Source organism: Sinorhizobium chiapasense (assembly GCF_036488675.1).
In the GTDB taxonomy this organism is placed as follows: Bacteria; Pseudomonadota; Alphaproteobacteria; order Rhizobiales; family Rhizobiaceae; genus Sinorhizobium; species Sinorhizobium chiapasense.
In genome coordinates this window covers 1,132,382-1,151,867 of record NZ_CP133148.1, presented here as the reverse complement: position 1 = coordinate 1,151,867, position 19,486 = coordinate 1,132,382, and the positions used below count along the sequence as shown (strand labels likewise).

Genomic DNA, 19,486 nt, shown 5'->3' with positions numbered 1-19,486 from the left:
TTCGCACTCAATCCTGTCTTCCGTCCGCCTGCCCCTCGGCGGCAGACAATTCCTTTACAGCCACGCGGCTTGCTGGTGATGGCCGCTAACCAAGGGTCATCGCCTGTTAATCTTTCATCACGCGCCCTTGAGCGCCTTCGCCTGCCCTACCCAATCGTCGCGCAGGATGCGGCCATCGAAACCGAGTTCCTTGTCCAACCGCGCCACCTCCGCCGCGCTCCAGGCGGCGATGTCGGCAAAGCGGCGAATGCCCCTGGCGTTCAAGACCTGCTCGAGCTTCGGACCGATGCCGGAAATCCGCTTGAGGTCATCGGCGGCATCCTGCTTTGCCACCTTGGCTGGCGTCCTCGCCTTCGGCTTCGACACCTTGGGAGATCGCGCAACAACCGGAGCCGGCGAGGCTTCCGGAGCTTGCTGCACCGCCCGCTTGGTCGGCGCAGGCGCAGGCTTGGGCTCGGCGGCTTCCGGCTGTGCCGGCGCCGAAATACCTTTCTGCATCGCACCGACAGCGCCCTGCATGGCCCCGAACATGATGCCGGCGATGTGACTCGAGAGGCCGAACCCCAGCGCAGTTGCGGCCGCGACGGCCGCCGTCGGGTGCGCAATCAGCGGGTGCAGCGGAAGGTTCGGCATGTTTTTCATCCACTCGGCCATGCCGAACGGATCGGCCGGGTCTACGTCGAGGGAACGCGCGAATGGAATGACTACGCCGGCCTTTTCCATGCTTTGTCCGTCCTTACGTGTCCCGGCCATCGGTCGTTACTCCGCTGCTTCGAGCACCGCGCCGTGCGACGTCGCGTTGCGTGTGTATTCGTCGATGCGCTTTTCGATCTCGGGGCGGAAGTTGCGGATGAGACCCTGGACCGGCCAGGCGGCCGCATCGCCGAGCGCACAGATGGTGTGACCCTCGATCTGCTTCGTCACGTCGAAAAGCATGTCGATCTCGCGCTTCTGCGCGCGGCCCTGCACCATGCGCTCCATCACCCGCCACATCCAGCCCGTACCCTCACGGCAAGGCGTGCACTGGCCGCAGCTCTCGTGCTTGAAGAATGCCGAGATGCGGGCGATCGCCTTGATGATGTCGGTGGACCTGTCCATGACGATCGCGGCAGCCGTGCCGAAGGACGACTTGACTTCGCGCAGACCGTCGAAGTCCATCGGGCAGTCGATGATGTCTTCGGCCTTGACGACCGGGCACGACGCACCGCCCGGAATGACCGCCAAGAGGTTGTCCCAGCCGCCACGGATACCGCCCGCATGCTTTTCGATCAGCTCGCGGAACGTGATGCCCATCGCCTCTTCGACCGTGCACGGCTTGTTGACGTGGCCGGAGATCATGAACAGCTTCGTGCCGACATTGTTCGGACGGCCAATCGAGGAAAACCAGCTCGCGCCACGGCGCAGGATGGTCGGGGCGACCGCGATCGATTCGACATTGTTGACGGTCGTCGGGCAGCCGTAGAGACCCATGTTCGCCGGGAACGGCGGCTTCAGCCGCGGTTGTCCCTTCTTGCCTTCGAGGCTTTCGAGCAATGCGGTCTCTTCACCGCAGATATAGGCGCCGGCGCCGTGATGGACGTAGATGTCCATGTCCCAGCCGTGCTTGTTGTTCTTGCCGAGCAGACCCGCGTCATAGCATTCGTCGATCGCCGCCTGCAGCGCCTCGCGCTCGCGAATATATTCGCCGCGCACGTAGATGTATGCGGTATGGGCGCCCATGGCGAAGCTCGCGACCAGACAGCCTTCGATCAGCGTGTGCGGATCGTGGCGCATGATGTCGCGGTCCTTGCAGGTGCCGGGCTCCGACTCGTCGGCGTTGACCACCAGGTAATGCGGCCGTCCGTCGCTTTCCTTCGGCATGAAGGACCACTTCAGCCCGGTCGGGAAGCCGGCGCCACCGCGGCCGCGAAGGCCCGACGCCTTCATTTCGTTAATGATCCAGTCGCGGCCTTTTTCCAGGATCTGCTTGGTGCCGTCCCAATGGCCGCGCGCCATGGCGCCCTTCAGGGACTTGTCCTTGAGGCCGTAGAGATTGGTAAAGATGCGGTCTTCATCTCTTAGCATGGTTCACCTCTTTACCGCGGCTTCTTGCCGAAAACCTTGATGTATTCGGCTTCGCCGCCCTTGGCGAGCGCCTTGGCCTGCTTGACCCAGTCATCGCGCTCGATGCGGCCCTTGAAATTCAGATACCCGTCGACCCATTCGCGTTCGGCCTTTGTCCAGGAGGCAACCTGCGCAAACGTGTAGATGCCGATCTCATGCAGGGTGGCCTCGATCTTGGGGCCGACGCCCGAGATCAGTTTGAGATCGTCGATGGCCACCGGCTTCTCGATACCCGCCGGGCGGTTCTTGTCTTCAAGCGAGGGCCGGCCCGCAACCGCCGGCTTGGACTTGTCGACGGTCTCGCCTTCGATCTTGGCGATGGCGGCCGCTTCTTTCTTTGCGGTGACCGGCGTCTTCAATGTCGGGTTGGTAACCGCGCTTGCGGTCTTCGCCCTCGCCGCATTCGCCGGCGGGATGCTGACGGCCGGCTCGCTCGGGGCCTTCTTCGCCCGGCCGGGGTTGGCCAGTGCGGCGTTAGCCGGTGCGGGGTTATTTTTCGTCGCCGGATCCCGTGTCAGCAATGTGGTCGGACCACCAATAGGCGCAGAATAGACGCGATCGATCTGCGGGCCAGGCGTGACCTCTGTGCCCTTACCTGCTTCGAAACTGTCGATGATCTGTTCCAAACGCTCGGGCGTCAGGTCTTCGAACGTGTCCTTGAAGATCATCACCATCGGTGCGTTGACGCAGGCGCCCTGACATTCGACCTCTTCCCACGACAGGGTGCCGCTCTCGTTCAGAGCGAAGGGCTCCGAGGCGATCTTGCCCTTGCATACATTGATCAGGTCCTCAGCGCCACGCAGCATGCACGGCGTTGTTCCGCAAACCTGCACATGCGCGCGCGTACCGACGGGCTTCAGCTGGAACTGCGTGTAGAAGGTCGCGACTTCGAGAACGCGGATGTAGGGCATGCCAAGCATGTCTGCGACCGACTCGATCGCCGCCTTCGTCACCCAGCCGTCCTGCTCCTGAGCGCGCATCAGCAAGGGAATGACCGCCGACTGCTCGCGGCCCTTCGGATATTTCTTGATCGTTGCCTTGGCCCAGGCAGCATTCGCTTTGTTGAACGCAAAGCTTACTGGCTGGACAGTGTCTTCGGCTAGTCGACGAACGGACATTCTAGTGAATACCTTATCAGTTAATCGAACCGCACCGCGATTTCGCCACCGAGACGAATTCGCAGGCATAGGCTGACTGGTCTTTCTGCAAAAATACGATGTAACGCGTGCCGTTGGCGACCGCGGCCTTGATCTCATAGCCCTTCGACAGGAGCGCGGACATGGAGCCGCCGCGCAAAGCCTCGGACGACGCGCTGTTCACGTCCTCCTGCGCGAAAGCCGCAGAAGTGAACGCAAGAAGCCCTAGAACGGCAAGCGGCGCCAGACGCATCAGCGGTCTACCTCGCCAAAAACGATATCCAGGGAGCCCAGCACAGCCGAGACGTCGGCGAGCTGGTGTCCGCGACAGATGAAGTCCATGGCCTGCAGATGCGCGTAGCCCGGGGCACGGATCTTGCACCGGTACGGCTTGTTCGAACCGTCGGAGACAAGATAGACGCCGAACTCGCCCTTCGGCGCTTCGACTGCGGCGTAAACTTCGCCGGCCGGCACGTGGTAGCCCTCGGTATAGAGCTTGAAGTGGTGGATCAATGCTTCCATCGAGCGCTTCATCTCGCCGCGCTTCGGCGGCACGATCTTGCCGTCCATCGACGAGACCGGCCCCGCCTTCGCGTCGCCGAGCAGACGGTTCACGCATTGGCGCATGATCCTCGCCGACTGGCGCATCTCGATCATACGGATCAGGTAGCGGTCGTAGCAGTCGCCGTTCTTCCCGATCGGGATATCGAATTCGAGATCGGAATAGCATTCATAGGGCTGCGCGCGGCGCAGGTCCCAGGCGGCGCCCGAGCCGCGCACCATGACGCCGGAGAAGCCCCAGGCCCAGGCATCCTCCAGCTTGACGACGCCGATGTCGACGTTGCGCTGCTTGAAGATGCGGTTTCCGGTGAGCAACTCGTCGATATCGTCGACGGTCTTCAGGAACGGATCGATCCACTTGCCGATATCCTCGACCAGCTGATGCGGCAGGTCCTGATGCACGCCGCCCGGCCGAATATAGGCCGAGTGCATGCGGGCGCCGCAGGCGCGTTCGTAGAAGACCATCAGCTTCTCGCGCTCTTCGAAACCCCAGAGCGGCGGCGTCAGCGCACCGACGTCCATCGCCTGCGTGGTGACGTTGAGAAGATGCGAGAGGATGCGGCCAATTTCCGAATAAAGAACACGGATGAGCTGGCCGCGGATCGGCACTTCCGTGCCCGTCAGCCGCTCCACCGCAAGCGCGAAGGCATGTTCCTGGTTCATCGGCGCGACATAGTCGAGCCGGTCGAAATAGGGCACAGCCTGCAGATAGGTTTTGGTCTCGATCAGCTTTTCGGTGCCGCGATGCAACAGACCGATATGCGGATCGACGCGCTCGACGATTTCGCCATCAAGCTCGAGCACCAGGCGAAGAACGCCGTGCGCCGCCGGATGCTGCGGGCCAAAGTTGATGTTGAAGTTGCGGACGTTGTGTTCGGTCATACCGATTGCTCCAGGCCGGATGACATCCTCGGCGGATCGTCACGGGCCGACTTAGTCTTACCGTGCCTTCGCCTTCTCATCGCCGGGCAGGACATACTCGGTCCCTTCCCACGGCGAAAGGAAATCGAAATTCCGGAATTCCTGCTTCAATTCGACGGGCTCATAGACGACGCGCTTGACCTCGTCGTCATAACGCACCTCGACGAAGCCGGTCACCGGGAAGTCCTTGCGCAGCGGATGGCCCTCGAAGCCGTAATCCGTCAGAATGCGGCGCAGATCCGGATGTCCGGTAAAGAGAATGCCGTACATGTCGTAGGCTTCCCGCTCGAACCAGTCCGCGCCCGGATAGACGGCAGTCGCCGACGGCACAGGCTCGCCTTCAGCGGTCTGGACCTTAACGCGGATACGCAGGTTCTGCCGCGGGGACAGCAAGTGATAGACGACATCGAAACGGTCCGGCCGCTGCGGCCAGTCGACGCCGCAGACGTCCACCAGGTTGACGAAGGCGCACTGCACGTCGTCACGCAGGAACGTCAGTAGCGCGACGACATGTTCTGCCTTGACCGTTACCGTCAGCTCGCCGAATTTGATCTCTGCATCGGCGATCAGCGCACCGCGCGTCTCGCGAAGATAGGAGGCAAGCTCGTTCAGGGCTTCACTCATCTTAAAGACCCCCTGCCCTTAGCGCTCGATCGTGCCGGTCCGGCGGATCTTCTTCTGCAGCAGAAGCACGCCGTAAAGCAGCGCTTCTGCCGTGGGAGGACAGCCTGGCACATAGATGTCGACGGGCACGACGCGGTCGCAACCACGTACGACCGAATAGGAATAGTGATAGTAGCCGCCGCCGTTGGCGCAGGAACCCATCGAGATGACATAGCGCGGCTCCGGCATCTGGTCGTAGACCTTGCGAAGCGCAGGCGCCATCTTGTTGGTCAGCGTACCGGCGACGATCATGACGTCGGACTGGCGCGGCGAGGCGCGCGGCGCGAAGCCGAAGCGCTCGGCGTCGTAGCGCGGCATCGACATCTGCATCATCTCGACGGCGCAGCAGGCAAGACCGAAGGTCATCCACATCAGCGAACCGGTGCGGGCCCAGTTGATCAGTTCGTCGGTCGAGGTAACGAGAAAACCCTTGTCGGCGAGCTCGTTGTTGATCTCGCCGAAGAAAGCGTCATTGCTGCCGATCGGCTTGCCGGTCGCGGGATCGATGATCCCCTTCGGCTGCGGCGCAACGAGCGTGGTGCCGGAGGTCAATTCCATTCCAGCGCTCCCTTCTTCCATTCATAGATAAAGCCGACCGTCAGCACCAGGAGGAAGACCATCATCGACCAGAAGCCGAACCAGCCCATGTCCCTGAACGAAACGGCCCAGGGGAAGAGGAACGCCACTTCCAGGTCGAAGATGATGAAGAGGATCGACACGAGATAGAAACGGATGTCGAACTTCATGCGGGCGTCGTCGAACGCGTTGAAGCCGCACTCGTAGGCCGACAGCTTTTCCGAATCGGGCGCCTTGAAGGCAACAGCAAAGGGGGCGACCAAGAGTGCGAGGCCGATCACAAGAGCGATTCCAATGAAAATCGCGATCGGAACATAGGAACCGAGAAGTTCAGTCATTGTTATCCGTCCCTGCCTGCGGAGAGCGCCGGAGAAGCGCTAGAACAACAAATCGCAGGCCGAAAAATATGTTGCAACGCCAGAGTGGTTAGCGCAGGCCGCGCCCGCGCGCAAGCCTTCAACGGGCATTTAAACCGGTTCGCGACACAGGATGACGCGGCATCATTCGGCACATGAGCGTCAAAGCGCGCATTTGCGGCAATGGACGAGCTTTGTCGCCGGATCATGGCGCACCGAGACAGATTGCCGCAATGCGAAACGCCGGATTCCGCGCCACCAGACCGCATCGAAAGACAGGAGAAATGGCGCGAGTGACGGGGCTCGAACCCGCGACCTCCGGCGTGACAGGCCGGCACTCTAACCGACTGAGCTACACCCGCGCATCATGGCCATGCGGCCATTATTACATCATCGGCACATTTTGAGAATGCCGCTGCTTTACCTTTCAAGAGTGGCGCGAGTGACGGGGCTCGAACCCGCGACCTCCGGCGTGACAGGCCGGCACTCTAACCGACTGAGCTACACCCGCATCATCTTGACTAGGCCGGAGCGACTTTCGTGCGCCCCGCATCAAAGCGGCCCTGCCGTTCGATGAGCGGCTAACTAAGCGGTTCGCATTTGGGTGTCAAGCATGTTTGAAGACAAATCCGTGACGGAGCGGATTTTGATCCACAGCCCGATTGGCGACATGGAATCAGGCATGACCCGAGACGCCATTGGGCAAGCGCCATCCGACATCTTTGCATGCTTTCCTCCGGGCGCGCCGGCCGGCCCATATGGGAGCCATGCCCCTCACTGAAGACAACCGCACATCCCGCGGGAAATTGTCCACAAGCGATAGCAATACGTCCCGGCGCGAAATCCGCGCTCACAAAAAAATTCGAAAAAACCTTGCAATTGCTCTTGCGGTTTTTCCCGGTTGCGCATAGATCACGCCCACCGACGCGGCGGACACGCTTGTTCGAAACGCGAGAGGGCGATTAGCTCAGTTGGTAGAGCGCCTCGTTTACACCGAGGATGTCGGGAGTTCGAGTCTCTCATCGCCCACCATTTCATTCCGACATTGTCAGCGATTTGAGTGCGATGGCATGCACCCGCTTCGACAGTCCCTGCCCATCACGTTCCGCTATACTGCTCGACTGTCACGTGTTCGAGCCAATCCACCACTTTGCCGTCGAGTGCCTCCTGAATAGCGATATGGGTCATCGCCGTGTCCGGGCCGGCGCCGTGCCAGTGTTTTTCGCCCGGAGGAAACCACACGACGTCGCCCGCGCGAATCTCGCGTAGCGTCCCGCCCCAGCTTTGCGCCAGTCCGCGGCCAGCCGTCACGATCAGCGTCTGGCCAAGCGGATGCGTATGCCAGGCGGTGCGTGCGCCGGGCTCGAAGGTCACGGTGACGACACGAACGCACGCCGGCTCAGGTGCCTCCAGTACCGGGTCTTGCCGCACCGATCCGGTGAAATACTCCGTCGCGCCCCGCACCGAAGGCCGCGATCCACATTCCATGATTTCCATCCGTGGGTCCTCCGTATTGTAGATCCAACGTCCAAGACAGCGTGAAGCCGGCGCTTCGCTACAGCCTGTGAATGGTTACCGACGGGCAAGCGTCCCGCGCGACATCGCAAAGGTGCTCGTGATGCGTAAGATAGATCACCTGTCCGACGCGTGCCATCTCCGCCATCAATTCAAACGCACGACCGGCGCGATCGTCGTCGAATGTTTCCATGATGTCGTCGGCGATAAACGGCAGCGCCTCCCGGGCGGCAGCAACCTCGTGGTAGCCGGCGATTCGAAGAGCGAGATAGAGCTGGAACCGCGTGCCCTTCGAAAGATCGCCGGCGAGCTTCGAACCGCCCGAGGCGACATTGGCGATCAGGAACTCCTGCCCCTTGTCCGCATGCGTGGAGAGACCGGAATATTCGCCGCCGCTGATCTGCATGAACATCCGAGACGCCCGTTGCATCATGGCGCTGCGGTGGCGTTCGCGAAACAGCCGTAGCGCCTGCTCCGCCGCAATCAGCCCTGCCTTCAATCGCAAATAACCGACCGCCTTGTTTTCGATGTCGAGAAGCAGCGTTCGGCGCCGCTGCTCCAATGCAGCGACCCCGTCCCCGCCTTCGACATCTGCAAGCGCCTTTTCCCGCGTCCATACCTCCGCGTGCAATTCGCTGACATCGCGGTCAGCAGCGTCAATCGCTCCTTCCAACCTGGCGAGTTCGTGCCGCAGGGCCGTCTCGTCAACCGCTGCCAGCATCGCCTCGGCCTCGTCACAGGTACCGACGTCGAGCCGCGTGACAAGATCGTCCTCGAGTTCGGCGAGCCTTTGCCGCAACCTCTCCTGCTCGCGCACTGCGTCAAGGCAAGCGCCGGCTTCGTCAAGCGTGAGGCAGCCGAAGAAATCGAGCACGACCTGCTTCGCGCAGATATGGCGCCGCTCTTCCGCTTGCAGCCTTTGCAGGTCGTCTTCCATTCGCTCGATGCTGACGATCGCCGCCCCGCGGCGCTCTTGCTGCTGATGAGCGAGACCGATCCGGTCGTGCAAGGCGGTAAAGAGCATCAGGGGATCATCGGTGCGCTCCCGCAACCCGAATGCTTCAGCCAGATTTGAAACCGCCTCAGCGAACGCGATCTGGTCCTTGCGCATGCCCGCGATTCGGTGATCGAGATCGGCTTTGCGCTGCATCAGCTTGTCGAAGTCCTGCAGGACTGCAAGCATCGGCCCAATCTCTTGTGGACTTGGCTCCTGTGGATTTGGCTGCTCGATTTGTCCTGCGAGCCAGGTCCCTCTAAGCGCCTCGTGCCATTCACGCTGCCAGGCGGCCATTTCAGCCTCTGCGATCTCGAGCGTAATCTCCCGGTTTTCCAGCGATTCCGAGGCTCGGCGATGCTGTTCAGCAGCGGCACGATGGGCGGCGGCAGCCGTCTGCGCCTCGGAGACGACACGCTCCGCGGCGGCGAGCAAGCCATCGAGACGCACCGGCAAGTTCTCGCTCGCTCCAACGCCTGCAAGCTCGTCCTGCAGTGCGCGAACCGTTGTCGCTTCTTCGCTCACCGCCCGCTCGTGCTGCAGACGCGTCGCGCGCAAAGCCGCCCGGATTTCGAGCGCGGCGGCACGTGTCGCCAACCAGGCTTCCAGTTGCGGCAACAGCGTGACGCTGGGTAAACCGCAAGCGCTGGCGGCCCGCCCCACCGCCGCGTCCAATTCCCGGCGTTCGCTGACCGCCACGCGTCTTTGCTCGTCAAGCTCGCGCAGGCGGGCGCGACGTTCGGTAATCATGCATGTCAGGCCGCGCAACTCCGCGACCCGTTCCGCCTGTCCGAGCCGGAACGCGATTGCTCGGTCGTCCTCCTTCAGCAGCGTCTCGAAGGCTCCCGCAGTGACGTCATCCAGATGGAGCCGATGCTCCTGCCAGGCAAGATCGCGCCGCTGGCGCAGCTCACTTGCAGCCGCGTCGTCCACGGCGCCGCCGAAAGAGTTGAGCACCGCAAAACGGGCTTCGTCTCCAGCCTGGCGTTCGCTTTCGTCTGCAATCCTGGCATCGAGACGCAGTCGCCGTTCTGCCTGCAATGCCGCTTCCGCCCGCCAAGCCTCGACCACACCAGGCGCCGGGACACAGACCGCCGCAAGCTCGTCGGCGCTTCCCTCAAACGGTCGCAACCCATCGAGCTTGTCGACAAGTTCCCCCTCCAGCCGATCGATTTCCCGGCTTGCTGCCTGTTGTCGAAGCAGGCAGTCGCTCTGTCGCGCCAGCCGCAGGCGTTCCGCGAGATGGCTGAGGTCTCTCCTGCTTCCATCGAGCCGGGCGAGATCCCGGTCAGCCTCCTGCCACTCACGGTTCGCTTTCCCCGCCTCCTCGCGCGCGGACGAAAACCTCTCGGCGAGCGTCGCGTGACGCCGCACGAGATCCTGCAGCCGGGCGCCGGCTGCCGCAGGCAGAAGGAGGGCGGCAGGATCGGGATGGCCTTTTTGACCGAGGCGGACAAGACAGGCCTCGATACCGGCTGACGTAACGGCAAGCTCCTCGATACGAGACGGCATGTCGCGCGCTGCCGTAAGATAGCGCGCATCGAGCGCAGTTTCGCGGAGCATATCGAACCGCTCAGCAAGCGCCAGCGCCAGCTCGTCCAGAGGCAGGCCTTCCAGTTCTTCGCGTCGGCGGCGCAACTCTTCGTTCAGTTGCGAAAACCGGGCGGCGATTTCCGTTTCCGTTTTGCGGAGCGTCGGTAGGTCGCTCCACCATTGCGAAGGCGGCAGCGGCAGAGCTTCTCGGCGGGCGAGATCTTCTCGCACGCCGCGAAGCCGACCGAGAAGTGGCATGCAGTCGAGCTCAGCGCGTGTCCGGTCCCGTGCAACGCGCAGTTCCGCGCGCTGCGCTGTCGCGCCGTCATGGCGCTCACGGGCACTTGCCACCGTCTTGCGAAGCGACGCGTATTCGCGGGCGTTGATATCGATCGCGTTGCGCTCGGCCTTCAGCGTGTCGAGCGCCCCCCTAAGTTCGGCGAGTTCGTGCTTGCGTCCTTGCGGCCTGTAGAAGGCATCTGCCTCGGCGCGCAAGGTCGCCAATACGGTACTGCTGTCCGGCAGGCCGGAACTCGCCGAAAACAACAGCGAACCAAGCTCGCCCTCGCTCTTCAGAATGCTCTCCCCGCCCTCTTCGATGCTGTCATCGTCCAGCGAAAACATCATGCGATAGGTTGCGCGATCGATAGAGCCGAGGGCGGCCGAAAAGAGATTTTCCGGCAGCGGCTGCTCGTCGGGGCCAATCAAGCTGTTTGCGTTGCGCTTGACGCGATAGGCGTGATGTCGCCGGCCGGCGGTTTCCACGATGCCTCCGACGCGCATCGTCTGATAGGGGTGCAGGAAACCATAGGGGCTGAGGCGCTCGATCCCGAAAAGCAGATCGAGGAAACCGGAAAACAAGGTCGACTTGCCGGCCTCGTTCGGACCGTAAACCAGATGAAAGTCCGGTTGCCCGGGTTTGGCATTACCGAAATCGAGGCTGCGCGCGGTGAACTTTCCGTAACGCACCAGATCGAGTTGCTGAAGCCGCATCAGTCGCCACCCTTCGCGGCGGCGCCGTGGAGATGCGCCAGCACATCCGCACTTCCCATGAGTCCGGCATTCATCACCAGTTCTTCAAGCGCACCCTCATCGCGCGCCAGCGTCTGTCGCAACTCAGGCGGCAGCTGCTGCAAGAGTTCTTCGGCGACAGTTCTTATTTCTTCGCGAAAGCCGAACGCCGGCAGCACGTCGTTTTCGACGAGGGAGGCAAGTTCCTCCACCGGCTCCCTGGACGGCCGATCGTCCTGCACTCGCGGCTCCCGGCAGAGAAGGTCGATTTTCTCCACCCAGCATCCGCTTAGCCCGGCAGAAATGTTTGTGAGTTCGGTTTGCAGGAGATCGGCGTCCCGTCTCAGACGCCAGGCAAGCGGAGAGGTCCCCGCCAACGATAGGCGCAGGATGAGATTCTGCGCCGATATCTCATGCCGAAGGCGAGTGACTGCACGGGTCGCCAGATCCAGTACATCGCGCCACTCCACCGCGCCCGTGACATCCACGGATAGCCGCTCGAACACGGCCACGCCGATCGGCCGCTCCTCTATCTCCACGCGGCCGTTATCGTCGATCGAGGCGACGGTCACGCCCTTGGCACCCGCCTCGTTGATGTCGCGGCCCTGCGGCATGCCCGGCATGACGATGAAGGGCTGTTCGCTGTGCACCTGGCGCTGGTGGACATGGCCGAGCGCCCAATAGTCGAAACCGTGCCGCTGGAGATCGGCGACGCTGCAGGGCGCGTAGCGATCATGGCCCTGCGAGCCGGAAAGGCTCGTGTGCAGCATGCCGATGTTGATCGCGTCGGCGATCGGCGGATGAAATGACGGCAGGAGGCTCTCGGGTGCATGCGGATTGGCGAAGCTCACCCCGTGAATGTGAACCGTTCTGCCGCTTGCCAGCATCTTGGCAAGCACCGGCTTGCTTCGCCCCTGGAAGACGTGAACCGACGGTGGCAAGGTCAACTCACGCGTCACCTGGGACTGAGCGTCGTGGTTGCCGCGAATGACGAATGTCCGGATCCCGGCCTCGTCCAGACGACGCAATTCACCGGCGAGGAAAAGCGCGGTGTTCATGGAAGTCTGGCTACCATCATAGAGGTCGCCGGCAATCAGCAGCGCGTCGACGCTTTCGGCGAGGCATAGATCGACGATGCTTGCCAATGCGCTGCGGGTTGCTCCGCGCACGAGGTCGGCGAGTTCCCCATTTCTGAGAGCCAGGCTGCGCAAGGGTGAATCGAGGTGGAGATCTGCTGTGTGGACGAAGCGGAAGGGCATAGCCGACCATGGCCCGGCGCTACCTCGCCCGTCAATGCCGCCCAACCGGTCGGCCACAGATGATCACACTACAGCGCCGCGCGTCTTATCAGACGCGCAAAGGACGCTGTAGCACTTTGAATTGCTGTATGTCTTTGTCCTTAAGTCGAGGTCGATTTGCAGCAGCAAAATCTTCGGCGTCACTGGCGATGATCGCTTGTCTGGTGACTGCGCCAAGCCTGTACGATCTGGCTGGCCGACCGCACAATCGCCCCGACAACGCGCCGTTTCTTTTCGCTGATCTAACACGCCTTAAGAATTAGGAGGTTTTTGTCGACAAATGTGCCAATTGTAACTATCAATAGTGTTACTGCCATTTGACATGGCACCTCAACATATATCTATGAAGGTCATGAAGAAGACATTCGAAGTTTCCGACAAGCTGTTCGAACTTTATCATCGCGTTCATCGGTTGGTGAACGAGTCGATGACGGAGGAAGGCGTATCGCTTGCCCGAAGCAAGTTCCTGTTCTTTCTGAGCAAGCTCGGTCCTTGCCGATCCACGGATATCGCCTGTGCGCTCAACTTCGCGCCGCGGACCGTCACCGAGGCGATCGACGGACTGGAGCGCGACCGTCTGGTGATGAGAAAACCTGATCCGGAGGACCGTCGCGCGAAGATCGTCTCGATCACCGAGACCGGCCGGGTCGTGCTCGAAGCGGCCGAACATCCGCGCAAGCAGCTCATCGAGGAAATCTTCTCGGCGCTCGACGACGAGCAACTCGACCAGCTTTACGACATTGTCAGCAAGCTGGTGGAAAAGACCGACGAAATCCGCAAACGCAAGGAAGAGGCCGAAGACGCAGAGGTGGCCGTCGCGCGGTAGAGCAATTCCAGGAAAAGTGTGGAACGGTTTTCCGTCCGGAATTGCGTAATTTCAAATGGTTAGATCATTTCACTGTTTCAAAGAAACAATGAAATGATCTAGCGTCCTTTGCGCGTCTACGCGCGGTGCTGCAGGCGGCATACGACGCTGAAACGCTCGCAAGAATCAGGAAGGGGCCGGGACATCATGTCCGGCCCCTTCCTTTTCTCCAGGCGTCTACGCTTACATCGCGTCGATGGCGCCGATGGAGAAGAACAGGGTTTCGCCGGAGGAGTCGTCGACGCCATCGTTGTCCGTCACGACATAACCGTTTCCTGCCGCGTCGACGGTAAAGCCCTCGACCTTGTCGACGACGTAGCCGTTCAGCGCCTTGAGCTCCGGAATGAGGTCGCGCACCTCTTCCTTCTTGACGATCGGCAGCTCGCCGCCGAGTGCAGCCGGCTTCAGGTCGGCAAGCGCGATGCGGTAGAGCTTCTTCAGCTTGGCCGCTTGCCCGATCAGGTTGTCGCGCTCGATAACATAGGCATAGTCGCCGTGGACGGCGATTTCCGAAAGGCCGACCCAGCCTTCTTCCGATTTGTCGAGCGGATAGCGCACGGCGCCCCACTCCTTGCTCGCCGGCTTGTAGGAGACGAGCTTGACAAAGCCCTTCTCGTCATCCTTCCATTCACGCTGGACCACCATCCAAAGGACTTGGTTGTCCCCTTCGCCCACCGTCGCGATACCCTCGAAGCCAGAACGGGTCTCGCTTGCACGCAGCTCTGCCGGGATCGCGATTTCTTGCTTGATCTCGCCCTTCTTGTTCACGTGCAAGAGCGCATGGCTGTAGAGCTTGTCCGCATCACCTTCGGAGGCGAGCCAGAAGCCGCCTTCGCCATCATTGGCGACGCCTTCGATGTCGAGCTTCTGCGCGGGAGCGCCGTCGCGGGTGACCCGTAGCGCTTCCGTGATCAGAGTGGGCTTCTGCGTGGCATCGATCGTAAAGATCGTCGGCTGCGACGAAAATACGGAGTCGCTGACAGCGCGCAAGAAACCCGGCTTCTCTGCAACAGCCGCGAGACCGGAGAGCGCCCCGAAGCCGATCGGCAGGCCGTCCTTCTCCGCCGAGCGGATCTGCGGATAGGCCGGCTCGCCCTCCCCACGTTCATAGATCATCACGTGTGCCCGCGCACCGCCGTCCTCGACGAGGTCAGTCTCGTTGGCGGTCGCAAACAGATTGCGACCCGGGATGGCAACGGCGCCCTCGGGTCCAATCCCAGACGGCAGGAGTTGCAGCAGTTCCGGCTCGGCGCCGGTGTCCTTGTAGACGCCGACGATCGAGGCGCGCTCGGTGAGCACGAAGAAGAGCCTGTCTTCGCCGTATTGCGCCAGTTCCATGCCTTCCGGCTCGGCACCCTTTGCCGACGACCGCTTCTCGGGGTGGTGGCCGATCGCCGCGATCGCATGTTCGAGGGCTGCACCGGATTCGAACAGTACCTTGCCGGTCGTATCGAAGATGGTGAAGCCGCGCGCGCCGCCTTCGTAGTCGCCCTCGTTGGCAACAACCAGGCGGTTGTCGTCGAGCCACTTCACGGCATCCGGTTCCCGCTTTACGCCGGCCTGCTCGCCGGTGAACGAGATGGCGCCGTCACGCTTGGTGTCGATGTTCTTGAGATCGACGGTGCCTGCGGAGAAATGCGCCTTTACGCTCGCGGACTTGCCGTCGATGATGACGAGGTGATTGTTTTCCTGCAGCGTCAGGGCGATTTCGTCCTTGCCGTTGAAGGCGACGAATTCCGGCTCCGGATCTTCGCCGGCTATCTCGGCGAGACCGGTCAGCGCCACATGCTTGATGCTCGAGCAATCCGCGACGCCGTCCTTCAGAGAGAGGATGACGATATCGCCGGCCGGCATCTGCGGAATCTTGCCGTCGTTCACGTCCTCGTCACGCTCGTTCTCGATCGCGATTGCGGCAAGCGTCTTGTCCTTGTTGACCGCAACCGAGTCCGGCTGTCCGCCAAGGTCGCAGGTCGTGTCGATCTTCTTCGTCGCAAGGTCGACGACAGCGATGAGGCCGGAGGGCTTGGTGAAGCTTTCGCGCGTATTGACGGCAACAAGCGCCTTCGCGCCAGCGACTGCAACGGACGTCGGCTCGCCATCGAAAGATACGATGCCGCCTGCCTTCGGTGCCTTAGCATCGGTGATGTCGATGAAGCCGATGCGCTTTCCGGGACTGTCGGAATAGATGAGCGTGTTGCCGTCTTCGCTTGCCGTTATGATTTCGGCCGAGGTCGCGGCTTTGCGATCCGCACCTTCCGGAAGATTATCCGCGACGGCAAAGGATGCGATGCGGTTGAAAACCTGGTCTGCGTGGACGGCAGATGCCGTCGATGCGGCGAGCGCTGCCGCCAATGCTGTGGTGATTGAAAATGTCTTCATGTGTCCCTCCGTGTCGCGACACATGGCAAATAGCCCCTGCACTGTGCCGCTGTTGGCATCCGGAATCGCTGATCGTTTTACGCGCCGGATGGGAGGCTTTTGCAACCGTCGTGTAACAGCTCAATGACACGGAGGCGGAAACGAAAAGAGGCCCGGGCGAACCGGGCCTCAGTTGATCTGCTTGCTTGCCTCCGCCATCAAGCGGCGCCGCGGCAGATGAAACATGAACCTCTCTGCTGCCTATGTTCTCACAAGGGAAACGGCAAAACAGGGTATAATGAGATGTTCGCCCGGGTTCTGGAACCCGCAAACACCAGATTAGTTGACAGCGTCCTTGAGGCCTTTGCCGGCCGTGAACTTCGGCACGTTGCGGGCCGGGATGTCGACTTCCGCGCCCGTGGACGGGTTGCGGCCCTTCGAGGCTTCGCGGCGGGTCACGGAGAAGTTGCCGAAACCGACGAGGCGGATATCGCCACCGTTCTTCAGTTCAGCCTGGATGGTCTCGAAAACTGCATCAACTGCAGAAGACGCATCGGTCTTGGAAAGTCCGGCCTTCTCAGCAACGGCAGACACGAGCTCATTTTTGTTCATGTTTCCACCCCTTTCAATTGGTTCGAAACGACTGTCTTGTTAAGCCGGGGCAGCTTGCGCATCGCCCACGTCTTGCCATTCCCAATTGCGCCTAATCCCTTGGAATGCAAGGCTTGCGGAGGGTTTTTACAACAAAAAAGACCGGCAAAGTGCCGGTCTTCCTTGTTTTTCTGGCGAGGGGCGCAAGCGGGACACAGTCCCCCGCCCCTTCCCGGGCTTGATCAGTGCGCGATCGAAGCGCCGGCTTCGTCCTGCGAATCGACCGATGCGACCGGCGCCGGCTGGTTCGCCGGGTCCCACTCGATCGGTTCGGGGCGACGCGTCAGGGCATGTTCGAGCACCTCGCCCATCCGCGAAACGGGGATGATTTCGAGGTTGTTCTTCACATTGTCCGGGATCTCGGCGAGATCCTTGGCGTTCTCCTCGGGGATCAGCACCTTCTTGATACCGCCGCGCAGAGCCGCCAACAGCTTCTCCTTCAGACCACCGATCGGCAGCACGCGACCCCGCAGGGTGATCTCGCCGGTCATCGCTACGTCCTTGGAGATCGGAATGCCGGTCATCACCGAGACAATGGCCGTCGCCATTGCAACACCCGCCGACGGCCCGTCCTTGGGCGTCGCACCTTCGGGCAAGTGCACGTGGATGTCGCGCTTGTCGAAGAGCGGCGGCTCGATGCCGAAATCGATCGCACGCGAACGGACATAGGATGCCGCCGCCGAAATCGATTCCTTCATCACGTCACGCAGGTTGCCGGTCACCGTCATTCGGCCCTTGCCAGGCATCATGACGCCTTCGATCGTCAGCAATTCGCCGCCGACCTCGGTCCAGGCCAATCCCGTCACCACGCCGACCTGATCGTCGCGCTCGGCCTCGCCGTGGCGGAACCGCGGCACACCGAGATAGTCGGCGATGTTTTCCGCCGTCACTTCGACCTTCTTGGCCTTGCCCTTGAGGATCTCGGTCACAGCCTTGCGGGCGAGCTTCATCAGTTCGCGCTCGAAATTACGGACGCCGGCCTCACGCGTATAGGTCTGGATGACGGCCATCAGCGCATCGTCGGTCACCGAGAATTCCTTCGGCTGCAGCGCGTGGTCGCGTATCGCCTTCGGCAACAGGTGCCGCTTTGCGATCTCCAGCTTTTCCTCTTCGGTATAACCCGCGATCCGGATCACTTCCATGCGGTCCATCAGCGGCGCCGGAATATTCAGCGTATTCGCGGTGGTGATGAACATCACGTTCGAGAGGTCATATTCGACTTCCAGGTAGTGATCCATGAAGGTCGAGTTCTGTTCCGGATCGAGCACTTCCAGCAATGCCGAGGACGGGTCGCCGCGGAAGTCCTGGCCCATCTTGTCGACCTCGTCGAGCAGGAAGAGCGGGTTGGACTTCTTCGCCTTCTTCATCGACTGGACGATCTTACCGGGCATCGAGCCGATATAAGTGCGGCGGTGGCCGCGGATCTCAGCCTCGTCGCGAACGCCGCCAAGCGCCATGCGAATGTATTCACGGCCCGTTGCCTTCGCGATCGACTTGGCGAGCGAGGTCTTGCCGACGCCGGGAGGGCCGACGAGGCACAGGATCGGGCCCTTGATCTTGGACGAACGCGCCTGCACCGCCAGGTACTCGACGATGCGCTCCTTGACCTTGTCCAGGCCGAAGTGGTCGGTATCGAGCACCTTCTCGGCATGGTTGAGGTCGGTCTTGATCTTGGACTTCCTGCCCCACGGCATACCAAGCAGCCAGTCCAGATAGTTGCGCACGACGGTCGCCTCCGCGGACATCGGGCTCATCTGGCGCAGCTTCTTCAGTTCCGCATCGGCCTTCTCGCGCGCCTCCTTGGACAGCTTGGTCTTGGCAATGCGCTCTTCGATTTCGGCCATCTCGTCGCGGCCGTCCTCGCTGTCGCCAAGCTCCTTCTGGATCGCCTTCATCTGTTCGTTGAGGTAGTACTCGCGCTGGGTCTTCTCCATCTGGCGCTTTACGCGCGAACGGATGCGCTTTTCGACCTGCAGGACCGAAATCTCACCTTCCATGAAGCCGAGCGCCTTTTCGAGGCGCATCTTCACGCTCGTCGTCTCCAGCATCTCCTGCTTTTCGACGATCTTGATGGAGAGGTGCGATGCGACCGTGTCGGCAAGCTTCGAATAGTCTTCGATCTGGCTTGCGACGCCGACGACCTCGGGAGAAATCTTCTTGTTGAGCTTTACGTAGCTCTCGAATTCGGACACCACCGAGCGGCTCAGCGCTTCGATCTCGACCGGATCTTCTTCCGGTTCGTGGAGCGCACGGGCCTGCGCTTCATAGAATTCCTCGCGCTGCGTATAGCGATCGATCTCCGCACGCGCACGGCCTTCGACGAGAACCTTGACCGTCCCGTCTGGCAGCTTCAGCAGTTGCAAGACGTTTGCGATGGTTCCGACATGATAGATGGCGGAAGGTTCCGGATCGTCGTCGGTGGCGTTGATCTGGGTGGCAAGCATGATCTGCTTGTCGGTGCCCATGACTTCTTCCAGCGCGCGGATCGACTTCTCCCGCCCGACGAAGAGCGGCACGATCATGTGCGGGAAGACCACGATGTCACGCAGCGGCAGAACCGGATAGGTCGCACTTTCAGTCGCCGAGGACGTTTTGTTCGTCATGTCATTTCCTTTCCGTCCCGATTTCGGGCCCGTTCCCGGGAGCCCTATGGCACTCCCGGCTGTCATTTTTTCTTCATGAAAGTGGAGTGCAACAGCGGCCTTTTCAAGGTACGGCGCAGTCTCCCTTTCATGAACAGTTCCCGTCCCTTACGCTTGAACGCTGTTGCGGACCTTGCGGAAGGACGCCGAAACATCAACGACAGGCAGCGAACGGGCCTTCACTGAATCGTCGCATCATCGCGTTGTTACTGCACTTTAGCAACCAAAGTTTCATTAAATCGAACGGGCAGAGGCCCCATCTCAACAGCTATGTGCACGAAATGAAAAAGCCCGCTCGCGGCG

General features: G+C 61.4%; 15 protein-coding genes and 3 tRNA genes. 2 read left to right on the top strand and 16 right to left on the bottom strand.

Features of this window, described 5'->3' with window-relative positions; genetic code table 11:
- Positions 1–117: 117 nt before the first annotated feature.
- From RB548_RS05510 to RB548_RS05465, 10 genes are all read right to left on the bottom strand, one after another.
- Positions 118–753: a helix-hairpin-helix domain-containing protein gene (locus RB548_RS05510; protein WP_331374002.1), complete on the bottom strand. Its 636-nt coding sequence runs from the start codon at positions 751–753 to the stop codon at positions 118–120.
- Between the two features lie 6 nt (positions 754–759).
- On the bottom strand, positions 760–2,064 hold the full coding sequence (nuoF, locus tag RB548_RS05505; protein ID WP_225104942.1) for an NADH-quinone oxidoreductase subunit NuoF: 1,305 nt from the start codon (positions 2,062–2,064) through the stop codon (positions 760–762).
- A gap of 11 nt (positions 2,065–2,075) precedes the next feature.
- Entirely contained in the window at positions 2,076–3,221 is a 1,146-nt protein-coding gene (locus tag RB548_RS05500; protein ID WP_331374001.1) for an NADH-quinone oxidoreductase subunit E, read from the bottom strand.
- Between the two features lie 16 nt (positions 3,222–3,237).
- On the bottom strand, positions 3,238–3,492 hold the full coding sequence (locus tag RB548_RS05495) for a hypothetical protein (RefSeq protein ID WP_136504278.1): 255 nt from the start codon (positions 3,490–3,492) through the stop codon (positions 3,238–3,240).
- Complete coding sequence (locus RB548_RS05490; RefSeq protein WP_331374000.1) at positions 3,492–4,682, bottom strand: NADH-quinone oxidoreductase subunit D; 1,191 nt, start codon at positions 4,680–4,682, stop codon at positions 3,492–3,494. The genes RB548_RS05495 and RB548_RS05490 overlap by 1 nt, the downstream gene beginning before the upstream one ends.
- 57 nt (positions 4,683–4,739) lie before the next feature.
- The gene (locus tag RB548_RS05485; RefSeq protein ID WP_331373999.1) at positions 4,740–5,345 is read right to left on the bottom strand and encodes an NADH-quinone oxidoreductase subunit C; all 606 of its coding nucleotides are present in this window, start codon (positions 5,343–5,345) and stop codon (positions 4,740–4,742) included.
- Between the two features lie 18 nt (positions 5,346–5,363).
- Positions 5,364–5,942 carry a NuoB/complex I 20 kDa subunit family protein gene (locus tag RB548_RS05480; RefSeq protein ID WP_180940769.1) on the bottom strand — a complete coding sequence of 193 codons (579 nt, stop codon included), beginning with the start codon at positions 5,940–5,942 and terminating at the stop codon, positions 5,364–5,366.
- Positions 5,933–6,298: an NADH-quinone oxidoreductase subunit A gene (locus RB548_RS05475; RefSeq protein WP_180940768.1), complete on the bottom strand. Its 366-nt coding sequence runs from the start codon at positions 6,296–6,298 to the stop codon at positions 5,933–5,935. Before RB548_RS05475 ends, RB548_RS05480 begins: the two co-directional genes overlap by 10 nt.
- 303 nt (positions 6,299–6,601) lie before the next feature.
- Positions 6,602–6,678 (bottom strand) — tRNA-Asp (locus RB548_RS05470).
- A gap of 72 nt (positions 6,679–6,750) precedes the next feature.
- Positions 6,751–6,827: transfer RNA gene (locus tag RB548_RS05465), tRNA-Asp, on the bottom strand.
- A gap of 445 nt (positions 6,828–7,272) precedes the next feature.
- Between RB548_RS05465 and RB548_RS05460 the strand changes: the two genes are divergently transcribed.
- Positions 7,273–7,348: transfer RNA gene (locus RB548_RS05460), tRNA-Val, on the top strand.
- Positions 7,349–7,414: 66 nt separating this feature from the next.
- Here the strand turns inward: RB548_RS05460 and RB548_RS05455 are convergent.
- Genes RB548_RS05455 through RB548_RS05445 form a run of 3 tightly spaced genes read right to left on the bottom strand, consistent with a single transcriptional unit; the run spans position 7,415 to position 12,628 of the window.
- Positions 7,415–7,813, bottom strand: a complete 399-nt coding sequence (locus tag RB548_RS05455; protein WP_331373998.1) for a (R)-mandelonitrile lyase — start codon at positions 7,811–7,813, stop codon at positions 7,415–7,417.
- Between the two features lie 58 nt (positions 7,814–7,871).
- Entirely contained in the window at positions 7,872–11,351 is a 3,480-nt protein-coding gene (locus tag RB548_RS05450; RefSeq protein ID WP_331373997.1) for an ATP-binding protein, read from the bottom strand.
- Positions 11,351–12,628 carry a metallophosphoesterase family protein gene (locus RB548_RS05445; RefSeq protein ID WP_331374892.1) on the bottom strand — a complete coding sequence of 426 codons (1,278 nt, stop codon included), beginning with the start codon at positions 12,626–12,628 and terminating at the stop codon, positions 11,351–11,353. The genes RB548_RS05450 and RB548_RS05445 overlap by 1 nt, the downstream gene beginning before the upstream one ends.
- Positions 12,629–13,019: 391 nt before the next feature.
- On the opposite strand from RB548_RS05445, the gene RB548_RS05440 reads away from it, so the two are divergent.
- The gene (locus RB548_RS05440) at positions 13,020–13,493 is read left to right on the top strand and encodes a MarR family winged helix-turn-helix transcriptional regulator (protein ID WP_331373996.1); all 474 of its coding nucleotides are present in this window, start codon (positions 13,020–13,022) and stop codon (positions 13,491–13,493) included.
- Positions 13,494–13,715: 222 nt separating this feature from the next.
- On the opposite strand, the gene RB548_RS05435 is transcribed toward RB548_RS05440, so the two are convergent.
- From RB548_RS05435 to lon, 3 genes are all read right to left on the bottom strand, one after another.
- Positions 13,716–15,911, bottom strand: coding sequence for an esterase-like activity of phytase family protein (locus RB548_RS05435; RefSeq protein WP_331373995.1), 2,196 nt, complete (start codon positions 15,909–15,911; stop codon positions 13,716–13,718).
- 318 nt (positions 15,912–16,229) lie between these two features.
- Positions 16,230–16,502, bottom strand: a complete 273-nt coding sequence (gene hupB / locus RB548_RS05430; protein WP_136504269.1) for a DNA-binding protein HupB — start codon at positions 16,500–16,502, stop codon at positions 16,230–16,232.
- Positions 16,503–16,723: 221 nt separating this feature from the next.
- A complete protein-coding gene (lon, locus tag RB548_RS05425) occupies positions 16,724–19,144 on the bottom strand; it encodes an endopeptidase La (protein ID WP_331373994.1) in 2,421 nt (806 codons plus the stop codon).
- Positions 19,145–19,486: the final 342 nt, after the last annotated feature.